The sequence below is a fragment of the Bifidobacterium asteroides genome (assembly GCF_003202755.1).
Lineage (GTDB): Bacteria > Actinomycetota > Actinomycetes > Actinomycetales > Bifidobacteriaceae > Bombiscardovia > Bombiscardovia asteroides_F.
Genome location: NZ_QGLK01000004.1, coordinates 27,136 through 47,945 on the forward strand (window position 1 = coordinate 27,136; position 20,810 = coordinate 47,945).

Genomic DNA, 20,810 nt, shown 5'->3' on the forward strand with positions numbered 1-20,810 from the left:
TGTGACCTGAACAAGCATACGACCCCGGATGGACCCAGGATCAGCTCCCGTAGAAGAGTCGTTCCATGACCTGCCTGCAGCGGCGCATGGCCGCCAGCAGCTCGTTGACAAAGCGCTGGCCCCGGTGGGCTGGGTAGCCCAAGCAGACCGCGATGCCTCCCAGAACCTGACCGTCGTCCGGCAGAATGTCCGCCTGGGAGACACGACCGGACCAGAGGAAGTTGGCGTTGCGGGCTGCTGTGCAGAGCACCCAGCTGCGGCGCAGTGCCTTAGCATCCTTGTCCTCGATAAGTCCTGCAACCTCCAGGGCGTCCAAGGCTGTCAAAGTGCCGGTGGCCTGCAGCTGCGGCAGATCGTGGGCGTGGCGCAGCTGGAGAAGCTGAACAGTCCACTCCACGTCAGACAGTCCTCCCCTGCCCAGCTTCAGATGCCGATCCCGACGCACGCCGCGCGGAAGTCGCTCAGCCTCCATTCGGGCCTTTAGACGGCGAATCTGCCCTAGCTCCTCCTCATTGGGCGGCTGCTCGGGGTAGCGAAGCGGATTTGCTATGCCCTCCAGAAAGTCCTTGGCCAAGCCGGCATTCCCAGCTGCGAATCTGGCCCTGATCAAGGCCTGATGTTCCCAGGTCTCCGACCAGTCGCGGTAGTAGTGCTGGTAGGAGTCCAGCGAACGCACCAGAGGCCCCTGACGTCCTTCAGGGCGCAGGTCAAAGTCCAGGTCGATGCCCGGCTCTAGGCTGGCTGGTCCAGCTAGAACAGCCCGCAGGTCCGCAGTCACGCCACGTGCGAATTCAGCCGCCTGGTCCTGGTCGGCGCCTGATGTGGGACGGTAGACCAGCATGATGTCGGCATCTGAGTTGAAGTTGACCTCCCTGCCTCCATAGCGGCCCATAGCAATCAGGGCCATCTCTGCCGGCGCATTAGTCTGTTCCAGACGGTGGTTCACGGCCCAGTCCAGGGCGGCATCGATGGCTGCATCGTAAACATCGGACATGCCCGCCAGGCAGGCCTGCTGATCGTCCACACCGCTCATCCAGCCCAACCCAATCCGCTCGATCTCCTGGCGGCGCATGGTCCGCACTGCGGTGGCGAAATCCTCCAGCGAGTCCGCATGCCGGGTTCGATAAGCTGCGGCGCGCTTGTCCAAGGTGGCTCGATCACGGGGGATCATATCCTGGTCATGGCCCAGCCAGGTCACCGACTGGACGGATTGGGCCAAGGCGCCGGACAGATAGCGCGAGTTGGACAGGACATGGCAGAGGCGGCGGGCGGCCGAGGTGGAGTCCCGTAGGAAGCCCAGGTAAGTGCTCTTGCCGCCGAAGTGCTCCTCCAGGGTTCGCCAGCCCAGAAGACCCATGTCCGGATCCTGCCCCTCCCCCAGCCATTGGAGGACGGCAGGCATGAGAATACGGTTGATCCTCGCCGACCGGGTGACCCCTGTGGTCAGTGCCGTGACGTGGCGGATGGCTGCATCGGGGTCGGCAAAGCCGATGGAGGCGAACCGGGCGCGGGCCGCCTGGGGGCGCAGGCTGACCTCGTCCTCGTCCACCTGGGCGTTGATGGGCAGCATGGGACGGAAGTAGATGGCCTGGTGAAGGTTGCGAACCTCGATTCTGGTGGCCTGGTATCGGGCCAGCATCTGGTCGGCATGCAGTCCGAAGGCACGGGCCAGCCGCCGCAGATCGCGGTTGTTCTCCAGCTCCTCCAGACTGGGCGGCCGTTTGCCGGGGGTGCCTGAACGGTTGATTTTCGGGAAGAGGTGGGTGCGGCGCAGCTGCCACATCTGCAGACGATGTTCCATGACCCGTTCGAACCGATAGTCATGGTCCAGCTGGTCGCCGTGCTTGCGTGAAATGTAACCGCCACGGGACAGGGCCTGCAGGGCATCCAGGGTGGCCGGACAACGCAGAACGTCGTCGCTGGAGCCGTGGACCAGCTGGAGCATCTGGACGGTGAATTCAACATCCCGCAGTCCGCCCTGGCCAAGCTTGATCTCCCGCTCCTTGCGGTTCTCGGGTATCAACCTCTCCACCCGCTGGCGCATCCGCTGGCAGTCGTAGACGAAGTTGGGTCGCTGGCAGGCATCCCAGACCAGGGGCGCGATCATGGCAGAGTAGTCCTGTCCCAGGGCCTTGTCGCCCGCAACCGGACGGGCCTTGAGCAGGGCCTGGAACTCCCAATTCTCGGCCCATTGGGCATAGTAGTCAGCGTAGGAGGCCAGACGACGGACCAGGGGACCGTCACGTCCCTCGGGCCTAAGGGCGGTATCAACCTTCCAGAGCGGCGGCTCGGTCGAACCGGGGATGACCGACTGGCAGACCCGCTGCAGGAGGACGGCCATGGCAGTGCCCACGGCGATGGGATCGGACTGACTGGTGTCCGTCCCCGAGGCCGGCTCCACCACGTACATGAGATCCACATCGGACACGTAGTTGAGCTCCTGGGCGCCCAGCTTGCCCATGCCGATGACCGCCAGACGACATGAATCCGCATCGGGAACCTGACGGCAGGCAATGCTCAGAGCCCCTTGGAGCGCGGCATCGGCCATGTCGGACAGGGCCCGGCTGATTGCCGGCTCCAGCTCCAGAGGATCCTTGGCTGCCAGGTCCCGGGCCATGACTGCAGCCAGCTGCAGCCGGTATTCGAACCGCAGTGCATCGGCGTAGGCCGCCAGCGAGGGCACGGAGTCCGATTTTGCTTCCACCTTATCCAAGGCGTCAAGGACCCGCCTCTGCCTGGTTTCCGCCGGACAGTCAGCCAAGTGCTCCGGATCCAGGGCAGCCGCCTCTACCAACTCCGGCCGCGAGCGCATCAGTCGGCCCATGGCCTCCGAGGCCCCCAGCACCCTGATCAGCGACTGGGCGGCCTCTTGGTTTTCCCGTGGGGACCCGGAAAGAAAGTCCGGCCTGGCTCCCTGCGGATACTGTTCGAGAATTCGCGTCAGCCCCGCAAGGGCTTCGTCCGGATCGCAGGCCTGTCCCAGGGTTTGGACCAGGGTTTGCGCCAGAGTTTGGTCGTCCACCAGACGGGCAAGCCGATCCAGCCGAACCCGGGCCTTGTCCAGGTCGTGCAGCCCAAGGTGGATCAGGGTCGAAGTGGTCGGTCGCACCGGATCTTCCATGACTTATCCCCTGCCTTTCCTCAGCCCCGCAACGGCTCTGATGTCTGCGGAACCGGTACAGGCATTATAGGGGTGACGGGTCGTCAGCCCTTGCAGCCCTCCCGAAAGGCGCAGACGGCACAGTGTACGAAATCATAGTGGGCCATGTCAGCGGCTGCCATCCTGCACAGCCTCAGCCGCGGAAAGGATCTGACGGCCAATGCCGGCTGATCATAGGTGACTCAGCCATCCGCATTGGCAATGCCATGAATCCCGAGGTGGTGGTCCTGGCAGGCATCCTGAACACAACCGAATACGTGTTCTTAGAGCCCCTTCGTGAAACTCTCCGGGGCATGTTTTCCCCCGACACCACAGTCTGCATAAAGGTGCTCCCTGCCCGCTATCTGATTACTGGATCCGCTCTTAAGGCGGCTATGATGGCTGTCAATGGCGTCGACGAGCACATTGATGTGTCCACAAAATTCGCAGGTCGATCATCGTAGAGGAGGTGACGCTGATTGCACGAAACCGCAGTCTTTCCGAAGATGGACGACCCATATGTCAGTTTCAAGTTCGCTGAAGCCCCCAAGCATGTCAAGCTGGATGTCTCCTCTAACCTCTTCTGCGGCGAACAACTGTGCGATCATCACCATTCCCGTGATGACGACAACATGCGTAGACACGCCGGTCAGGCCCTGTAGTTCTTTCCTCCCCGACCCTTACAGACCAACTCTTGCCGAATCTGCCAGTGGGGCAAAACAGACCGTATCAGACAACAGAACCTCAGCAATCATGAACGAAGGAATACTAGAATGCAACTGGCCGATACCCTACTGACCATCGTCTGTGCCCTGATAGGACTGGCATGGGGACTGATATACGGACTTCTTCCCAAGAAAAACGACCGCCTGACCTACAGGCAGCAACGCTGGATACCGGTCTTATCCCTGATCGGCACTGGCCTGGTGGTGATTCTCATTCTGTTGGGACGCGATCTGGTATCCTGGATAACCATCGGAGCGATGGTCCTTGGGCTCGTAATTGGCATAATCCCGCCACTGAACAGAGTTGCGCTCAAGATCTGGCCATGGCTGAGGCCCCGCACCGATGACCAAGGCCTAAAGCGTCGCTGAAAGCCGAAAATCACGCTTTTACAGCCATCGATGCGGGTGCTCCTCCGCCTTTATGCAGTTAGTTTTGGCTATTGACCGGCTCCTCTTTGGTGCCTACCTGCCGGAAAAGGTGGCGTACGTTGTGCCAGATGCGCCGGGTGACACCAGAGTGGTTCATGGAATACAGGTGAATGCCGTCCACCCCATGAGCCACCAGGTCGGCGATCTGCTGTGAGGCGTAGATGATGCCCGCCTCGCGCAAACTGGCCCGATCGTCGCCCCAACGCTCCAGGATGGACTCAACCGCAGCCGGGATTCGCGCCTTGCAGACCTCGCTCATGTGCCGTACCTGGCCCTCGTTGGTGATGGGCATGATGCCGGCCTCGATGGGCACCTGGATGCCGGCTGCCCGTGCCCGGTCCAGGAAGTCCAGAAAATCAGCATTGTCGTAGAAGAGTTGCGAAACCAGATGATCCACTCCGGAATCCACCTTGATTCGCAGATTCTCAATGTCCTCCTCGGGCGAGGCGGCCTCCGGGTGGGTCTCCGGATAACAGGCTCCGTATATCGACAGATTTGGCCGACGGGACCGGATGTAGGCGGCAAGGTCGCTGGCATGTTCGAAGACTCCGGCAGGCTCACGACCCTCCACGCTGTCGCCTCGCAGGGCCAGCACCGCTGCTACACCTGCATCGTCGAACATGTCCAGAGCCTGATCGATCACCTCGCGGTCCGCGTACTGGGCAGTCAAGTGCGCTACAGCAGGGATGCCATATTCGGTATGTATGGTCTTGGCTATGCGGGCCGTGGCCGTGCGGTCCGAGCGCCGACCGGTCCCGTAAGTCACCGAGATGAAGTCGGGCATCAGTCCTTCCAGCCCATCCAGGGTGTCATAGATGGTGCCCACCGGGGCATCGCGCTTGGGGGGAAAGACCTCCAGGGAAAAGATAGGCTCATGCATGATCCGACTCCTGACTGGACGATAGCTCCGCGCGCACCTGATGGGCGGCGGCCACCATGTGCTCCAGGCTGGGCCAGGTCTCCTTATCGCCTCGGGTCTTGAGTCCGCAGTCGGGATTAATCCAGACCTTAGCCGCATCCAGCTTCTTCAGGATAGCGTGGATCCGGTCCACGATCTCCTCGGTGGAGGGGATGCGCGGCGAGTGGATGTCGTAGACTCCGGGGCCTGCCTCGGTCTCGAACTTGGCCTCCTGGATGGCGTCCAGGACGGTCAGGTCGGAGCGGGAGGCTTCGAAGGAGATCACATCGGCGTCCATGGCATCAATGTCCTTGATGATGTCGTTGAACTCCGAGTAGCACATGTGGGTATGAATTTGAGTGGTGGGTTTAACCCCGGAATGAACCAGCCGGAAGGCTGGGATGGCCCAGTCCAGGTATCGGCTGTGCCAGTCGGAGCGCCGCAGCGGCAACTTCTCGCGCAGGGCGGCCTCGTCGATCTGTATGATGCGGATGCCCGCGGCCTCCAGGTCCAGGACCTCGTCACGGATGGCCAGGGCCAGCTGGCGGGTCTGCTGCTTGTGATCGATGTCCTCGCGGGGCCAGGACCAGTTGAGAATGGTCACCGGACCGGTCAGCATCCCCTTGACCACATGGTTGGTGCGGGACTGGGCGTATGAGGACCAGCGCACGGTGATGGGCCGGGCGCGGGAAATGTCCCCCCAGACGATCGGAGGCTTGACGCAACGGGTGCCATAGGACTGGACCCAGGCATTCCGGGTGAACAGGTAGCCCTTGAGGTTCTGGCCGAAGTATTCGACCATGTCGTTGCGCTCGAACTCGCCATGGACCAGAACATCCAGGCCGATCTGCTCCTGGTGGTCGATGACCTGGTCGATTTTGTGGGCGATGAAGCTGTCGTAGTCCTCCTGGCTGATCTCCTTCTTGCGAAGGCGGGCCCGCTCGGCGCGGACCTCGGCGGTCTGGGGGAAGGAGCCGATGGTGGTGGTTGGCAGCAGGGGCAAACCCAGCTCCTGGGCCTGGATCCTCTGGCGCTCGGGCCGAGCCGGGGTGCGTACAAAGTCCTCGTCCTTAAGACCGGCCAGGCGTTGCTGCACCTGGGGGTCGGGCTGTACGCGGCTGCCGTCGAAGAGTCTCTGGTTATCGGCAAGAGCCTTGCTGGAACGGCGTTGGTCCTCGTCGGCATCAGCCAGCTGAGCCAGGTCGTGCAGCTCGCCCAGCTTCTCCAGGGCGAAGGCGAAGTGGGGCCGCACGGTGTCGGCATCCAGCCCATCCTCGTCGGCCACCGTGTAAGGCACGTGCAGGAGGGAACATGCGGTTGACACCACCACATTCGAGGTCACCTGGTGCAGAGCATCCAGGAGGCCCAGGCTGACTGCATAGTCGTTGCGCCAGATGTTGCGGCCGTTGACCAGGCCAGCGAAGATGGTGGTTCCCTCGGGCACGCCGTGCTCCTTGAGGGCCGCCAGATTCTCGTCCCTGCCCTCGACCAGATCCAGGCCGATCCCGTCGAAGCCCAGGTCAGTAAGTTGGTCATAGCAGTCGCCCACATGGCCGAAGTAGGTGTTAAGCAGAATACGGACCTTGCCCTGGTCACTTTGGCGGGCCTTGAGAATGGGCTGGTAGAGGGTATCGAAGAGGTCCTGGTCGCCCGGTTCTTTGTCCAGGACCAGGTAGGGCTCGTCCAGCTGTACCCAGTCGGCGCCCAGTCCGATGAACCGTTCCAGTATGGTCGCATAGGCCTTGGCCAGATCCTGGACCAGTGCCGGGTCAGGATCCAGCAGCTCGCCCTGGGGACCGCGTGCCAGCTTGAGGAAGGTGTATGGTCCGATCAGCACCGGCTTGGCGGCGATGCCCTGCTCGCGCGCCTCCTGGAACTCCTTGAAGGGTTTGTCGCCTTCCAGGGCGATTTTGGCGTCCTGATCGATCTCGGGAACCAGGTAGTGGTAATTGGTGGTGAACCACTTCTTCATGGGCAGGGCGGTCACATCACCCTGCTCCCCTTGGTAACCACGGCCCATGGCGAAGAGGGTGTCCTCGGGGCCCAGGCCCAACTTCCGATAGCGATCGGGCACTACGCCCAGAAGGATGGACGTATCCAAGATCTGGTCGTAGTAGCTGAAGTCATTGACAGGAATCAGGTCGACACCGGCCTCCTGCTGAAGCTGCCAGTGCCTGGCCCGCAGGTCGGCGGCCGTGCGCCGAACCTCGTCCAGATTTCGTTCGCCCTTCCAGTAGCCCTCGATGGCCCTCTTGAGTTCGCGGTGCGCACCGATGCGCGGGAACCCGGACACGGATGTAATCGCTGCCATGAAACCTCCCAGTTTCGTCCTGATGTCTCCGGTCAGCCTATCAGCGGCGGGGGGAGGCGGGTAATTGGTGCAAATAAGGTGTCGCCATAAATTGAATCGATAACGACATGACAGCAGCCAGGGGATTATTGGTCGCTAAGACTGCCTATAGAAGATCGTCTACGGCTTCTTATGCCGGTCAGTCCTCAAGGTCCTGGGGGCCCAGAATGCCAAGCAAACGGGCCTGGTGGGTTCCCCAGTCGGTCAATGGTCGCTCAGATCCCAGCACGACCATGGTGGCCGGCGGCAGTCCAAGATTGAGCAGGTCCAATAGGTCGGGGTCGGAGTTGTCCTCGGCCAGCCACTGTGAGCAGATAGACATGGTGGGCTCATGCCCTAGGATCAGGACCCGGCGGTCACGATCCTCGGTCTGCGCCAGCTCGTCGAAGACCGCCTGCATGCCGGATTCATAGAGGGATTCCCGGTAATCGACCCGCGGCCCGTCTCCCAGGGGCTTGAGCATGCCGTCCAGGGTCTGACGGGCCCGGGGCGCTCCCGAGCAGATGATGCGGTCTGGCACCAGACCCAAAGCGGTCAATCCACGACCCATGATTCGGGCCTGTTTCTGGCCCCGGTCGGTCAGCTGACGGCTGCGATCACCCTGCGACCCCTGGCGTTCGGTCTTGGCATGACGCATGAGCATGAGTGTCCGGCTGCACCTGCGCAGATCCTCGGCCTTCAAACCTTTTCGCAAACCCATGCATACTTCCTTTCCCGGAGTTCCTATCAGGGGTCTTCTCCATTATTACAGAGCTGGCTGAAGGTGCAGATCATGGGCGATCAGCTTTCCTGCTCCTTGCCGCCTTCCAGAGTGCGCACCTGATGGTCCAGGTCACGCAACACCTTGCGCAGCTTACGATCGGAGACCCGGCGCAGCTCCAGATCCTCGAGATCCTCCAGATCCTGCATTTCGTGCTCGTGATTGGAACCGCTGATCTTTGCAGGCCGCCGGCCCTGATCCACGTCAGTCTGGTAGTCCTTGGTGGCCCGGACATGCTTGCGAAGAGCCTGCTGGCCCGGAGCCATGGCTCTGCTAATCAAGAGGAAGCCGGTGTGTCCGATCATCTCATGCTCTGGCCGGACCGCTAGGCCGTCGGCCTTCCAGGAGCGCTCCAGACTCTCCATGATTTCTGGCTCAGTCCACCGTCCGTCGGCGCGCAGGGCCTCGGCCAGCCGGCTGAGCTGGGTGGTGGTGGTCACGTAGGCGGTCAGCACGCCGCCGGGGGCCATGACACGATAGGCCTGTTCCAGACGGTTCCATGGGTCCAGCATGTCCAGAACGATACGGTCGAATCCGTCCTCTGGCAGGTCTGCAGCAATGGCATCAAAGTCGCCGGTACGCAGATCCCACTGGGCTGGGCGCTGCCTAAAGAAGACGGTGGCGTTGCCCATAGCCCCCCGGGCGACCTCCTCCCGCCGTTCAATGCTGGTCAGCTTCCCCTCTGTGCCAATGGCATCCAGAAGACCCAGACTCATGGCCCCTGAGCCGGCTCCTGACTCCAGAACCCTCATGCCGGGACGGATGTCGCCCAGAAGGATGACTCGGGCCACATCCTTGGGGTACATGATCTGAGCGCCCCGAGGCATGGAGAGAATGTAGTCCTCAAGCCGTGGACGCATAACAGTGAAAGCCCATCCCCCGATGCCTCGTGAGGACTTCCAAGGCTTGGCCCTGTCAGGCGCTTCTGTGTCAGTACTGGCATCCTGTTTGTGGCGCATCTGCCGCCACTTGTCGGCCGAGATAGTCACTACCACGGATCCCTCGGGCAGGCCAATCATGGCCTCGTGCGGCAGGAGGCCATGGTCGGTCTGGGTCAAACCGCCTGGTTCCAGCATGACCGTCAGCTTGCGGCCACGCCGGTCGGTCAGCTGGACCCGCTCTCCTACGCTCAGCGGACCGCGTCTAAGGCTCATGCCTCCTCAGCCCTCCTCGCCCTTGGTGAACTGGGAGTTGTAGAGGGATGCATAGGCGCCGCCGCGCTCCAGCAGCTGGTCATGGGTGCCCTGCTCAACCACCGAGCCGTGGTTGACCACCAGAATCAGGTCGGCGTCGCGGATGGTGGACAGCCTGTGCGCTATGACGAAGGAAGTCCTGCCCTTGCGCAGAGTATTCATAGCCTGCTGGACCAGCAGCTCGGTCCTGGTGTCCACCGAGGATGTGGCCTCGTCCAGGATCAGGATGTCTGGGTCGGACAGGAAGGCCCGGCAGATGGTCATCAGCTGACGTTCGCCCTGGCTGAGCTCGCTGCTGTCCTCATTGAGAACGGTGTCGTAGCCCTGAGGCAGCTTGCGGATGAACTCGTCCACGTGAGTCGCCTTGGCGCCATCGATCATGGTCTGCTCTGGGATGGTCTGCCCCTCGTCCAGCCCATAGAGCAGGTTGTCGCGGACGGTCCCGTCGAATAGCCAGGTGTCCTGCAGGACCATGCCGAAATGGCTGCGCAGGTCATGACGGGTCACCCTGGACGTATCCACGCCGTCTATGGTGATGCGTCCGCCCTGGATCTCATAGAAGCGCATGAGCAGGTTGACCAGGGTGGTCTTGCCCGCCCCGGTGGGCCCAACGATGGCGATGGTCTGCCCGGGCTTGGCTTCGATGGACAGATCCTTGATCAATGGCTCGGCCGGATCGTAGGAGAAGCGGACATGGTCGAAGCGGACATGCCCCTCGACCTTGCCTCCGGTCTCCTGGCCCAGATGGTCGGGATGCTCGATGTCCGGCACCTCCTCGGCCTCGTCCAGGAAATCGAAGACCCTGCGGCAGGAGGCCAGGGAAGACTGGAGCATGGTGCCCATGGAGGCCAGCTGACCGATAGGTTGTGAGGCCTGACGGGTGTACTGAGTGAAGGCCTGCAGGCCGCCCAGGCTCATGCTGCCGTTGAGCACATGCACGCCACCGATGATGACCACGATCACGAAGCTCAGGTTGCCGAAGAAGGTAGACATGGGCGTGACCAGGGCGGAGAAGAAGGAGGCCTTGAAGCTGGCCTGGTAGAGCTCCTGGTTGCGCTCCTCGAACTCCTCCTCGGCCTTGCGCTGGTGGCCGAAGGCCCGAACCACCATATGACCGGAGAACATCTCCTCCACATGGCTGTTGACCTGGCCGGTGCGGATCCACTGCCTGGTGAACTGGGGCTGGGTCTTCTTGAGGATGATGCCCGCGCACAGGGCCATGACCGGGATGATGATGAAGGCGATTAGGGTCAGCAGGGGCGAGATGGTCAGCATCATGATGAAGGCGCCGATGATGGAGAAGACCGAGAAGAGCAGTTCTCCCAAAATCTGCTGCAGGGTGCCCGAGATGTTGTCGATGTCGTTGGTGGTCCGGCTCATGACCTCGCCGCGCGGGGTCCGGTCGAAATACTGCAGGGGCAGCCGGTCAAGCTTGTCCTCTATCTGCCTGCGCATGGTGTAGACCGCGTCGGAGACCAGCCGGGTCATCAGGAAGTTCTGCACCAGCCTGACCAGGATGGAGATCAGGTAGATTCCGATGACGAACATGAGGATGGTGCCGAAGCGCCCCCAGTCGATGCCCACGCCCACCTGGACGTTCATGGAGTCGATCATCCGGGCGAACTTGTCCTGCCCACGGGACTGCAGGTAGGTGACCACAGCCTGCTTGGGAGTGTCGGGCTTGGCACCCATCTTGACCAGCATGGAACCCAGCAGCCCCTCGAAGAGGACATTGGTGGCCTCGCCCATAACCTTGGGGCCAATGACGATCATGGCCACGGCGGTCATGCCGGCTAGGACCATGACGATGACCCTCCAGGGACTGGCCAGCAGATAGTGGACCAGCCGGCCCACGGTGTGGCGGCGGCCTCCCACGGCCTGCGAGCCTGTATTCGTGCTCAAGTTCTTAGCCATCTACTCGGCCCTCCCCTCGTCAATGGTGAGCTCTTCCACGTCGGGACCCTGCCCGCCCTGGGACTGGACGATTTCCTGGTAAGTGGGGCAGTCCTCCATGAGCTCGTCGTGGGTGCCTCGGCCGACGATACGACCGCGGTCAAGGACCAGAATCTGATCAGCCTGGCGGATGGATGCCGCCCTCTGGGCTACGACAATCTGGGTTGCCTCGCGGGTGACCGGAACCAGGGCCTCGTGCAGGGCCCGGTCGGTGGTCATGTCCAGTGCGGAGAAGGAATCGTCAAAGGTGTAGATGCGGGGGTTGCGCAGGATGGCCCTGGCCATGCAGAGCCGCTGCTTCTGCCCACCTGAGAAGTTTGTGCCGCCCTCGGCCACGCGGGCATCCAGACCCTCGGGGATCTCCCGCACGAAGTCCTCGGCCTGGGCGATGCGCAGGGCTTGCCAGATGCGGTCGTCGTCAGCGTCGGGGTCACCATAGTGCATGTTGTCGCGGATGGTGCCGGTGAAGAGGGTGGCCTTCTGCGGGACCGGCCCGAAGATCAGGGCCAGCTGGTCGGGGTCGTATTCGCGCACGTCGTGGCCATCCACCAGGACTTGGCCGTCGGTGACATCGAACATGCGGTTAGCCAACCGGATGATGGTGGACTTGCCGGATCCCGTGGCCCCGATGATGGCCGTGGTCGTTCCCGGCCGGGCAGTGAAGGAGATGTCCGAAAGGACCGGGTCCTGGGCGCCCGGGTAGCTGAAGTCCACGTGCTTGAACTCCAGCAGCCCCTGCGGATGCTCGTTGCGGTAGGGATGCTCGGGAGCGGCGATCTCGCTGGTGGCCTCCAGGACCTCGTTGATCCTTCGGGCGGCCACAGCGGCCCTGGGCAGCATGACCGACATCATGGCAGCCATCATCAGGCCTGACAGGATGATCATCAGGTACTGGATGAAAGCCTGCAGGGCACCGATCTGCATGGCCCCGGAGTCGATGCGGCGGCCGCCGAACCACATTATGGCCACGTTGGACATGTTCAGCAGGAACCACATGAGCGGCACCATCATGCTCATCAGCCGACCGGTGGAGATCAGGACGCCGTAGACGTCCCGGTTGGCCTTGTCGAAGCGGGCAGCCTCGGTCTTCTCGCGGACGAAGGCACGGATGACCCGCACCCCGGAGATCTGCTCGCGGACCAGGCGGTTGACCGAGTCCAGCATGTTCTGCAGACGGGTGAACAAGGGTCCCATTTTACCCATGAGCACCAGTGCCACCACCAGGATCAGGGGCACGATGACCGCCAGGGACCAGGTCAGGGGACCGTCCTGGCGCAGGGCCAAAACCAGCCCGCCGATCAGCATGACCGGGGCCTGCAGGATGATCATCAGGGTCTGCATGGTGGTCATCTGCATCTGCTGAACGTCGTTGGTGGTGCGTGTGATCAGGGAACCGGCCGAGAAGCGCTCGATCTCGTTGAGGCTGAAGCCCTCCACCGAGGCGAACAGATCCCTGCGCAGCTCGTAGCCCATCCTCATGGCCAGCCGGGTGGCGCAGTAGACGGCTACCACGTTGGCCACGATTTGGATGGCGGTGATGCCCATCATCTCCCAGCCAATCCTGTAGATAGCATCCTGGTCGCCTACAGCCACGCCCTTGTCGATGATGTCCGCCTGCAGGTTGGGCAGGTAGAGGTTCAAGGCCGTCTGCGCCACCTGAAAGAGCACCAGAACGGCCACCTGGAGCCAGTAAGGCCGCAGGTAGCGGGTCCATATCTTGATCACGTCAACATCCTTCACGCATATAGGTCTGCCGCGGTCCCCGGGCAGACAAACCACCACAGTCTATACCCGTGCCTTGGCCAACGAATTTGCTATTCCTTGAGCTGATACGGGCGTGTCAGAACGGGTCCGCAGGCAGTGAAGTTCAGACGGCAAAGGCACCCCAGCGTCCGTCGCGGTGGACCACGGTCAGGTCCAGACCGAAGAGCTCGCTCAGGCGCGGACCAGTCAGTCCACCCTCCAAGGGGCCCTGGTAGACGATGGTGCCCGGATCCGGGTCGTCGGTGTCTGCAGTGTCGGCAGGACGCCGACCCATCATGGCTATCCGATCGAAGCCCAGAGGAATCTCCTCAAGCCGGTGGGTGACCAGGATGACCGTACGGTCCCTGTCCTCCCGGCCGATGTCGCTCAAGGCCCTGAGCACCAGCTCGCGGCCGCCCAGGTCCAGCCCAGTGGTCGGCTCGTCCAGGATGAGCAGGTCGGGATTGGCCATCAGCGCCCGGCATATCAGTACCCGGCCGCGCTCCCCCTCAGAGAGCCGGTACATGCGCTTGCCTTTGAGGTAGGCGATGCCGAACCGTTCCATCAGGGCCAGGGTAGCCTCTTCCTGCTCAGGCGTGAAGGTCTCCCTCCAGCGGCCGGTGGTGTCGCTGAAGGCGGTCAGCACCACGTCATAGGGATCCTCCTGGGGGCTGATGGTCTTGGCCAGACCAGCCGAGGCCAGACCAATCCGATGCCGGTAGGAGAAGACGTTCACCTTGCCCAGCCGGTTGCCTAGGATCTCTACGCTGCCAGTGCTTGGAAAGCCTCGCGTGCTCATCATGGCTACCAATGTGGATTTGCCCACCCCGTTGGGACCGAAGAGCACCCACTTCTGCCCGCGACCCACCTCAAGGTTCACATCGTCGAGTATGACGCGGCCTTGACGGCGGAATCCCACGTGCTGCATGAGCACGGCCTGCTTTTCTACCACGCTTTCGGTCATGCTCACAGTGCCGTTCCGTAGGAGTCCAGACGGGGATTGTCCCGGTTCCCGCCTACAAGGAAGAGCCCCAGCACGCCCAGGCAGAAGACCGCCGCGATGGCGATAGTGGCCCAGATGGGAACGTGGGGCAGCCACATGCAGACCAAGAAGGCCAGGCCTGAGCAGATAATCAGGGCCCAGACGAGGATTCGCAGCCATTCGCGTAAGCCGCGAGGAGCCTTCAACAGACGAGGGTTGCGGTCGTTAGGGTCGACAGAGTCGTTCTGCACCAGGTCATCGGTGTGCCCGGTGGGCTTCCACTCCGCGTCCTGGCCAGCCTCCAGCCGACGGGATCGCTCCTGCAAGGCCCGTTCATCCATCACTCCGGCCCTGCCCTTGACCGTCATTCTCCGGTCGTCGCTGCCGCCACGGCGGCTCCGCTTGGCCTGCGCCCTACGTTCAGCGCGGTTGGTCATATCCCACTGCCTCCATCCATTCGATCGGCACCATACCTTTTCATATTAGCGTGGGCGCCGGTCGGCCGCGGGCAGGGTCATGGCGCGCTCATCGGCTCGGATGGGGGCGGGCAACTCGGTGGAACCAGTCAGATACCGGTCCACAGCCGCAGCGCAGGAACGGCCTTCGGCCAGGGCCCAGACAACCAGGGACTGGCCGCGTCCGGCATCGCCGCACACGAATATCCCGTCGCGGTCGGTAGCGTAGTCGGCATCCCGGGCCACGTTGCCGCGCCCATCCAACCCTACGCCGGTCTGTCCAGTCAAGGTGGCCGTCTCCGGATGGGCGAAGCCAATGCTGATCAGCACCAGGTCGGCTGGCAGGACCCGCTCGGTATCGGGATGGGGAATGATTCGGTCCTGGTCATCACGGCTGACGTCCACCACGCGAACGCCGCGCACCCGTCCCTCATGGTCCCGGTCAAATCCGGTCGGGGCGCTGGTATGGTCCAGATTGATCCGGTCATCAGACTCAGCACCCAGGTATTCCAGGCTGTCCACGGCGTACTCATAGTAACCGCCCTCCTCCATGGAAGAAGTGGGATTGTAGAGCCGGGCGTAGGTTGGCCAGGGCCGGTTATCGGGCCTGGAAGAGGGCTCCTTGGGACGTATCTGCAGGACGTTGACCGACTTGGCGCCCTCTCGCAGGGCCGTGCCCAGGCAGTCCGACCCGGTGTCGCCGCCGCCGATGATGATGACGTCCTTGCCGGCCGCATCGATCTTGTTGATGGGCTCGCGGCCCATGAGTTTACGTGTGGGATCGGGCAGGAAGTCCATGGCGTAGTGGATGCCCTGCAAATCCCGCCCGGGCAGGTCCACCCGGCGGGGCTCGGTGGAACCGATGGCCACCACCAGGGCGTCATAGCGGGCCCGCAACTGGTCCCAGGTCAGGTCTCGGCCCACCTCAATACCGGTGCGGAATCGGGTCCCTTCGGCCTCCATCTGCTCCAGCCGACGGTCCAACAAGGACTTCTCCAGCTTGAAGGCAGGAATGCCGTAACGCAGGAGGCCGCCTATGGCGTCGGCGCGCTCGTAGACCACCACCGTGTGCCCTGCCCGGGTCAGTTGCTGGGCGCATGCCAGCCCTGCGGGACCGGACCCGACCACGGCCACGGTCATGTCGGTCAGCCGCTGCGGAGGCCGGGGCTTGACCAGACCCAGGGACCAGGCCTGATCGATGATGGTCTGCTCGTCCAGCTTAATAGTGGTGGCCGGCTGGTGGATGGAGAGCACGCAGGAGGACTCGCAGGGAGCCGGGCAGATCCGTCCGGTGAACTCCGGGAAGTTGTTGGTCAGGCTCAGCCGTTCGTAGGCCTCCTCCCAGCGGCCCCGGGACAGCAGGTCGTTGAACTCGGGTATCAGGTTGCCCAGGGGGCATCCGGTCATGCAGAAGGGGGTGCCGCAGTCCATGCAGCGGGCGGCTTGCTCGGCGGTCCAGGGCCCGGGGCCGGTTGACTGATGCACGTCCCGCCAGTCCTTCAGGCGTTCGGCTACCGGGCGCTCGGCCAGCTCGTGCCGGGTACGTACCTTGAGGAATCCCTTGGGGTCGACCATATCAGTGCGCTCCTTCCATGACCTGGGCGTAGGTGGCGTCCCAGACGCCGGGCGCGTTGAAGTCCACCTGCTCGCGCTCGGCCTCTTTCATGGCCTTCTTCATGGCCAGATAACGGCGGGGAACCAGATGGGTGAACCGGGCCAGCGCGCTCGGCCAGTCCTCCAGCAGGGCGGCCGCAGCCTTTGACCCGGTCAGCCGGACATGCTCGGCTATCAGTTCCTTGAGCATGACCGCCTGGTCCTGGTCGGGCTCCAAGGCCAGCAGGGAGCCGTCATTCCAGGCTTCTGGATTGAGCCGTGAGGCATCCATATCCAGCAGGTAGACATCCCCTCCCGAGAAGCCGGCGCCGAAGTTGCGTCCGGTGGAACCCAGAACAACCACCAGGCCGCCAGTCATGTACTCGCAACCGTGGTCGCCCAGGCCCTCGACCACGAAGCGGCCGCCCCCGTTACGGACGGCAAAGCGCTCCCCGGCCCGGCCGGCCACGAACATGTCGCCCGAGGTGGCGCCGAATCCTGCCACGTTGCCGCAGATGACGGTCCGGTGCGGATCGAAGCGAACGCCCGGGGCAGTGTGGAGGATCAGACGGCCCCCGGAAAGCCCCTTGCCTGCATAGTCGTTGGCCTCGCCGATCACCCGGATGGTCTCACCCCTGGGGATGAAGGCACCCAAGGACTGTCCGGCAGAACCTGTGAGCGTAATGTCTACGGTGTTCTGTGGCAGGCCTGCCGCCCCGTATTTACGGGTGATTCTGTAGCCCAGCATGGTGCCCACGCTCCGGTTGACGTTGCGCACGGTTCCTTTGATGGCTACCGGCCGACCCTCGTCCAGGGCATCGACGGCCTGGTTGATCAGATCCACATCCAGGGACTTGTCCAATTCGTGGTCCTGGGCCTGGGTGTGGTGGAGCACAGTGCCGGGGGTAGGGCCCGGCTTGCGCAGGATGGCATCCAAGTCGATACCCTGGCTCTTCCAGGTCTGCACAGAGGGGTCCCGGCGCAGGCACTCCACGTGGCCGACCGCTTCCTCCAGGCTGGCGAAGCCCAGGGAGGCCAGGATCTCCCGCACCTGGCGGGCCATGAACATGAAGAAGTTGATCAGATCCTCAGGCCGACCGGTAAAGCGCGAGCGCAGCTCCGGATCCTGGGTGGCTATGCCCTGGGGACAGGTGTTCTTGTGGCAGGCCCGCATCATGACGCAGCCCTCCACCTGCAAGGCTGTGGTGGCGAAGCCGAACTCCTCGGCCCCCAGAAGGGCGGCTATGACCACGTCGCGGCCGGTCTTGAGCTCCCCGTCGCACTGGACCACAATCCGCGAGCGCAGGTCGTTCATGACCAGGGTCTGCTGGGTCTCGGCCAGGCCCAGCTCCCAGGGGGTGCCCGCGTGCTTGATAGCGTTGAGCGGGGCCGCCCCCGTGCCGCCGTCCTGACCGGAGATGAGGACCACATCGGCATGACACTTGGCCACACCGGCGGCCACCGTTCCCACCCCGTGCTCGGAGACCAGCTTGACGTGAATGCGGGCCCGGGGGTTGGCCATCTTCAGGTCATGGATCAGCTGCTTCAAGTCCTCGATGGAATAGATGTCATGGTGGGGCGGAGGCGAGATGAGCTCGACCCCGGGTGTGGAACGCCTGACCTGGGCTATCCAGGGCGGGACCTTGGCGCCGGGAAGGTGGCCGCCCTCCCCCGGCTTGGCCCCCTGGGCCAGCTTGATCTGCAGGTCGGTCGCCGAGACCAGGTAGTCGCTGGTCACCCCGAACCGGGCCGAGGCCACCTGCTTGATGCGGCTGGTCCGGGCCGGGTCTGCAATCCGGTCCGGGGACTCGCCGCCCTCGCCCGAGTTGGACCGGGCCCCGAGCCGATTCATGACCAGCGCCATGGTCTCATGGGCCTCCTGGGAGATGGACCCGTAGCTCATGGCTCCAGTGGAGAAGCGGGTGACGATGGACTCGGCGGGCTCCACCTGGTCCAGGGGTATGGGCGCCCTGTCGGAGTGCAGCTCCATGAGGCCGCGCAGGGTCATACCGCGCTTGGCCGCCGCGTTCACATGGTCGGTGTAGGCCCTGAAAAGCTCGTAGTCCCCGCGCTTGGTGGACTGCTGGAGCAGGAAGATGGACTCCGGGTCGTTCAGGTGGTCCTCGCCGGTGCGCCGCCAGTGGTAGTTGCCGCCTGTCTCCAGATCATGCCCGGAGCCTGCCGTCCACTCGATCGGGTAGGCCACCCGATGGCGCTGGGCCACCTCGGCGGCGATCTCGTCCAGGCCTATGCCGCCCACCAGGGAGGTGGTGCCGGTGAACCAGCGGTCGATGACCTCCTGGCTCAGCCCGACCGCCTCGAAGAGCTGAGAGCCACGGTAGGACATGATGGTGCTCACACCCATCTTGCTCATGATTTTCAGCACCCCGGTGCTCAGGGCCCGGACCAGGTTGGCGGAGGCCTTTTTGGCATCCACGTGCAGGTCCCCGCTGTTGGCAAGGTTCTCCACGGACTCCAGGGCCAGGTAGGGGTTGACGCAGGCGGCGCCGTAGGCGATCAGCAGGGCCACATGGTGGACCTCGCGCACGTCGCCGGCCTCCACAGCCAGGGAGACCTGGGTGCGGGTGTGTTGGCGGAGCAGGTGGTGCTGGACGGCCCCGGTCAGCAGCAGGGAGGGTATGGGTCCCCAGATGTGGTTGGAGTCCCGGTCGGACAGGACGAGCACATTGCAACCCTCTTCAATGGCCTGATCCACCTCCCCTTCGATGGCCTCCAGACGCTCCTCAAGGGCCTTGCCGCCCCCGGCCACCTGGTAGAGGCCGCGGATCAGACGGGGGCGGAAGCGGCCTTCCAGGACCGGTGCCCGGTCCAGACGCTTGATCTGGGCCATCTGCACGGAATCCACCACAGGCAGGTCGATGTGGATCTTCCAGGCGTGCTCGGGGGTGTCCTCCAGAAGGTTGGGCTCGGGCCCGATGGCCGAGGCGATGCTGGTCACCAGCTCTTCGCGCTCCCAGTCCAGGGGCGGATTGGTGACCTGGGCGAACTTCTGGGTGAAGTAGTCGAAGAGCATGCGGGACCGGCGCGAGAGCACGGCGATGGGCGCGTCATTGCCCATGGACCCGATGGGCTCGCCGCCGGTTTCGGCCATGGGCCCCAGCAGCATGGTCAGGTCCTCCCGGGTGTAGCCGAAGGCCTGCTGCCGACGGTGGACCGAGATGCGCGAGTAGTTGACATGCTCGCGCTCGGGCAGGTCGTCCAGACGGACGGTCCGCTCCGAAACCCACTTCCGGTAGGGGTGCAGACCGGCCAGTTGGTGCTTGATCTCGCTGTCGGGCACTATCCGGCCCTCTTTGGTGTCAGCCAGGAACATGCGTCCCGGCTCCAGCCTGCCCTTGGCGACAATGGATTCCTGGGGCGTATCCTCCAGGACGCCGGCCTCCGAAGCCAGTACCAGGTGGCCGTCATCGGTCAGCTGCCAGCGGCCCGGGCGCAGGCCGTTGCGGTCCAGCTGGGCACCCACCAGGGTCCCGTCGGTGAAGACGATGGCCGCCGGGCCGTCCCAGGGCTCGATCAGGGTGTCGTTGTACTCGTAGAAGGCCTTCAGGTCGGGGTCCATGTCCGGATCCTGCTGCCAGGCCGGAGGCATCATCATGGAGACTGCGTGGGGCAGGGACCGTCCTGCCAGGTGGAGCAACTCCAGAGTCTCGTCGAAGGTGCCCGAGTCCGAGGCTCCAGGGGTGTTGACCGGCAGCAGAGGGGCCATGTCGCCCAGCAGCTCCGAGCTCAGCATTCCTTCTCGGGCTGACATCCAGTTGCGGTTGCCCTGGATGGTGTTGATCTCCCCGTTGTGGGCGATCATCCGGAAAGGCTGGGCCAGAGGCCAGGAGGGGAAGGTGTTGGTGGAGAAGCGGGAGTGGACGATGGCCAGACGGGCCTTCATGGCCGGATCACTCAGGTCCGGGAAGAAGCCCTGCAGCTGCTTGGTGGTCAGCATGCCCTTGTAGGTGATGGTCCGGCAGGACAGGGAGGCAAAGTAGACGCCCAGCTCGTGCTCAGCCCGCTTGCGGACTCGGTAGCCCAGCCGCTCCAGATCCAGGCCTCCGCGGCCTTGATGCCCGGCGTCACAGATGATGGGCATGAGGAAGCGGGGCATGGAAGCCAGAGCCTGCAGACCCAGTCCGTCAGGATTGGTGGGCACTGACCGCCAGGCCAAGACTCGCAGCCCCTCTTGGCCGGCGATCGATGCTATGGCCTCCTCCTGGCTGGCGGCCTGAGCCGGGTCCCTGTCCAGGAAGGCCATGCCCGCCAGATAATGACCGGCTTCGGGCAGATTCCGGTAGACGCGGGTGCGCATGAACCCGTCGGGCATGGAGAGCATGATGCCGGCCCCATCGCCGGTGTTGGGCTCGGCTCCCACGGCCCCTCGGTGGTCCAGGTTGACCAGGACGCGGATGCCCTGCTCGACGATCAGTCTTTCGTCCCGTCGGTTGAGGGTGGCCACCATGCCGAAACCGCAGGCATCGTGTTCCGTATCAGGGTCATAGAGCCCTTGCGGGCCGTGAACGTGCAGATCGAGAGGGGCCGTGAATGACACCGCAATCACCTCATTCGTGGACGGGGGCGGGG

General features: G+C 63.6%; 14 protein-coding genes. 3 read left to right on the top strand and 11 right to left on the bottom strand.

Annotated elements, in window-relative coordinates; all coding sequences use genetic code 11:
• Positions 1-40 precede the first annotated feature (40 nt).
• Entirely contained in the window at positions 41-3,121 is a 3,081-nt protein-coding gene (locus DKK74_RS04195) for a bifunctional [glutamine synthetase] adenylyltransferase/[glutamine synthetase]-adenylyl-L-tyrosine phosphorylase (protein ID WP_110412949.1), read from the bottom strand.
• 122 nt (positions 3,122-3,243) lie between these two features.
• On the opposite strand from DKK74_RS04195, the gene DKK74_RS04200 reads away from it, so the two are divergent.
• The 3 genes from DKK74_RS04200 (at position 3,244) to DKK74_RS04210 (ending at position 4,233) form a co-directional block, all read left to right on the top strand.
• Positions 3,244-3,603 carry a hypothetical protein gene (locus tag DKK74_RS04200; RefSeq protein ID WP_110412950.1) on the top strand — a complete coding sequence of 120 codons (360 nt, stop codon included), beginning with the start codon at positions 3,244-3,246 and terminating at the stop codon, positions 3,601-3,603.
• A 15-nt stretch (positions 3,604-3,618) separates the two neighbouring features.
• Positions 3,619-3,801, top strand: coding sequence for a hypothetical protein (locus DKK74_RS04205; RefSeq protein ID WP_110412951.1), 183 nt, complete (start codon positions 3,619-3,621; stop codon positions 3,799-3,801).
• 111 nt (positions 3,802-3,912) lie between these two features.
• On the top strand, positions 3,913-4,233 hold the full coding sequence (locus DKK74_RS04210) for a hypothetical protein (RefSeq protein WP_110412952.1): 321 nt from the start codon (positions 3,913-3,915) through the stop codon (positions 4,231-4,233).
• A gap of 58 nt (positions 4,234-4,291) precedes the next feature.
• Here the strand turns inward: DKK74_RS04210 and metF are convergent, their stop codons facing one another.
• The 10 genes from metF to gltB form a co-directional block, all read right to left on the bottom strand.
• Entirely contained in the window at positions 4,292-5,173 is an 882-nt protein-coding gene (gene metF, locus DKK74_RS04215; protein ID WP_110412953.1) for a methylenetetrahydrofolate reductase [NAD(P)H], read from the bottom strand.
• On the bottom strand, positions 5,166-7,502 hold the full coding sequence (gene metE / locus DKK74_RS04220) for a 5-methyltetrahydropteroyltriglutamate--homocysteine S-methyltransferase (protein ID WP_110412954.1): 2,337 nt from the start codon (positions 7,500-7,502) through the stop codon (positions 5,166-5,168). The genes metF and metE overlap by 8 nt, the downstream gene beginning before the upstream one ends.
• 178 nt (positions 7,503-7,680) lie before the next feature.
• Positions 7,681-8,241: a SixA phosphatase family protein gene (locus tag DKK74_RS04225; protein ID WP_110412955.1), complete on the bottom strand. Its 561-nt coding sequence runs from the start codon at positions 8,239-8,241 to the stop codon at positions 7,681-7,683.
• Positions 8,242-8,321: 80 nt separating this feature from the next.
• Entirely contained in the window at positions 8,322-9,455 is a 1,134-nt protein-coding gene (locus tag DKK74_RS04230; protein WP_110412956.1) for a tRNA (adenine-N1)-methyltransferase, read from the bottom strand.
• 6 nt (positions 9,456-9,461) lie between these two features.
• On the bottom strand, positions 9,462-11,408 hold the full coding sequence (locus DKK74_RS04235) for an ABC transporter ATP-binding protein (RefSeq protein WP_110412957.1): 1,947 nt from the start codon (positions 11,406-11,408) through the stop codon (positions 9,462-9,464).
• The gene (locus DKK74_RS04240; protein WP_110412958.1) at positions 11,409-13,172 is read right to left on the bottom strand and encodes an ABC transporter ATP-binding protein; all 1,764 of its coding nucleotides are present in this window, start codon (positions 13,170-13,172) and stop codon (positions 11,409-11,411) included.
• 142 nt (positions 13,173-13,314) lie between these two features.
• Positions 13,315-14,154: an ABC transporter ATP-binding protein gene (locus tag DKK74_RS04245; RefSeq protein WP_110412959.1), complete on the bottom strand. Its 840-nt coding sequence runs from the start codon at positions 14,152-14,154 to the stop codon at positions 13,315-13,317.
• Positions 14,155-14,156: 2 nt separating this feature from the next.
• A complete protein-coding gene (locus DKK74_RS04250) occupies positions 14,157-14,609 on the bottom strand; it encodes a DUF2975 domain-containing protein (RefSeq protein ID WP_258334454.1) in 453 nt (150 codons plus the stop codon).
• Between the two features lie 45 nt (positions 14,610-14,654).
• On the bottom strand, positions 14,655-16,202 hold the full coding sequence (locus DKK74_RS04255; protein ID WP_110412960.1) for a glutamate synthase subunit beta: 1,548 nt from the start codon (positions 16,200-16,202) through the stop codon (positions 14,655-14,657).
• Between the two features lies 1 nt (position 16,203).
• Positions 16,204-20,778, bottom strand: a complete 4,575-nt coding sequence (gltB, locus tag DKK74_RS04260) for a glutamate synthase large subunit (RefSeq protein ID WP_181414915.1) — start codon at positions 20,776-20,778, stop codon at positions 16,204-16,206.
• Between the last annotated feature and the right edge of the window lie 32 nt (positions 20,779-20,810).

Excerpts from the sequence above, each read along its gene's own strand:
- DKK74_RS04195 (WP_110412949.1), bottom strand. The coding sequence starts at position 3,121 with ATGGAAGATCCGGTGCGACCGACCACTTCGACCCTGATCCACCTTGGG.
- DKK74_RS04210 (WP_110412952.1), top strand. The coding sequence starts at position 3,913 with ATGCAACTGGCCGATACCCTACTGACCATCGTCTGTGCCCTGATAGGA.
- metF (WP_110412953.1), bottom strand. The coding sequence starts at position 5,173 with ATGCATGAGCCTATCTTTTCCCTGGAGGTCTTTCCCCCCAAGCGCGAT.
- metE (WP_110412954.1), bottom strand. The coding sequence starts at position 7,502 with ATGGCAGCGATTACATCCGTGTCCGGGTTCCCGCGCATCGGTGCGCAC.
- DKK74_RS04225 (WP_110412955.1), bottom strand. The coding sequence starts at position 8,241 with ATGGGTTTGCGAAAAGGTTTGAAGGCCGAGGATCTGCGCAGGTGCAGC.
- DKK74_RS04230 (WP_110412956.1), bottom strand. The coding sequence starts at position 9,455 with ATGAGCCTTAGACGCGGTCCGCTGAGCGTAGGAGAGCGGGTCCAGCTG.
- DKK74_RS04235 (WP_110412957.1), bottom strand. The coding sequence starts at position 11,408 with ATGGCTAAGAACTTGAGCACGAATACAGGCTCGCAGGCCGTGGGAGGC.
- DKK74_RS04245 (WP_110412959.1), bottom strand. The coding sequence starts at position 14,154 with ATGACCGAAAGCGTGGTAGAAAAGCAGGCCGTGCTCATGCAGCACGTG.
- DKK74_RS04250 (WP_258334454.1), bottom strand. The coding sequence starts at position 14,609 with ATGACCAACCGCGCTGAACGTAGGGCGCAGGCCAAGCGGAGCCGCCGT.
- DKK74_RS04255 (WP_110412960.1), bottom strand. The coding sequence starts at position 16,202 with ATGGTCGACCCCAAGGGATTCCTCAAGGTACGTACCCGGCACGAGCTG.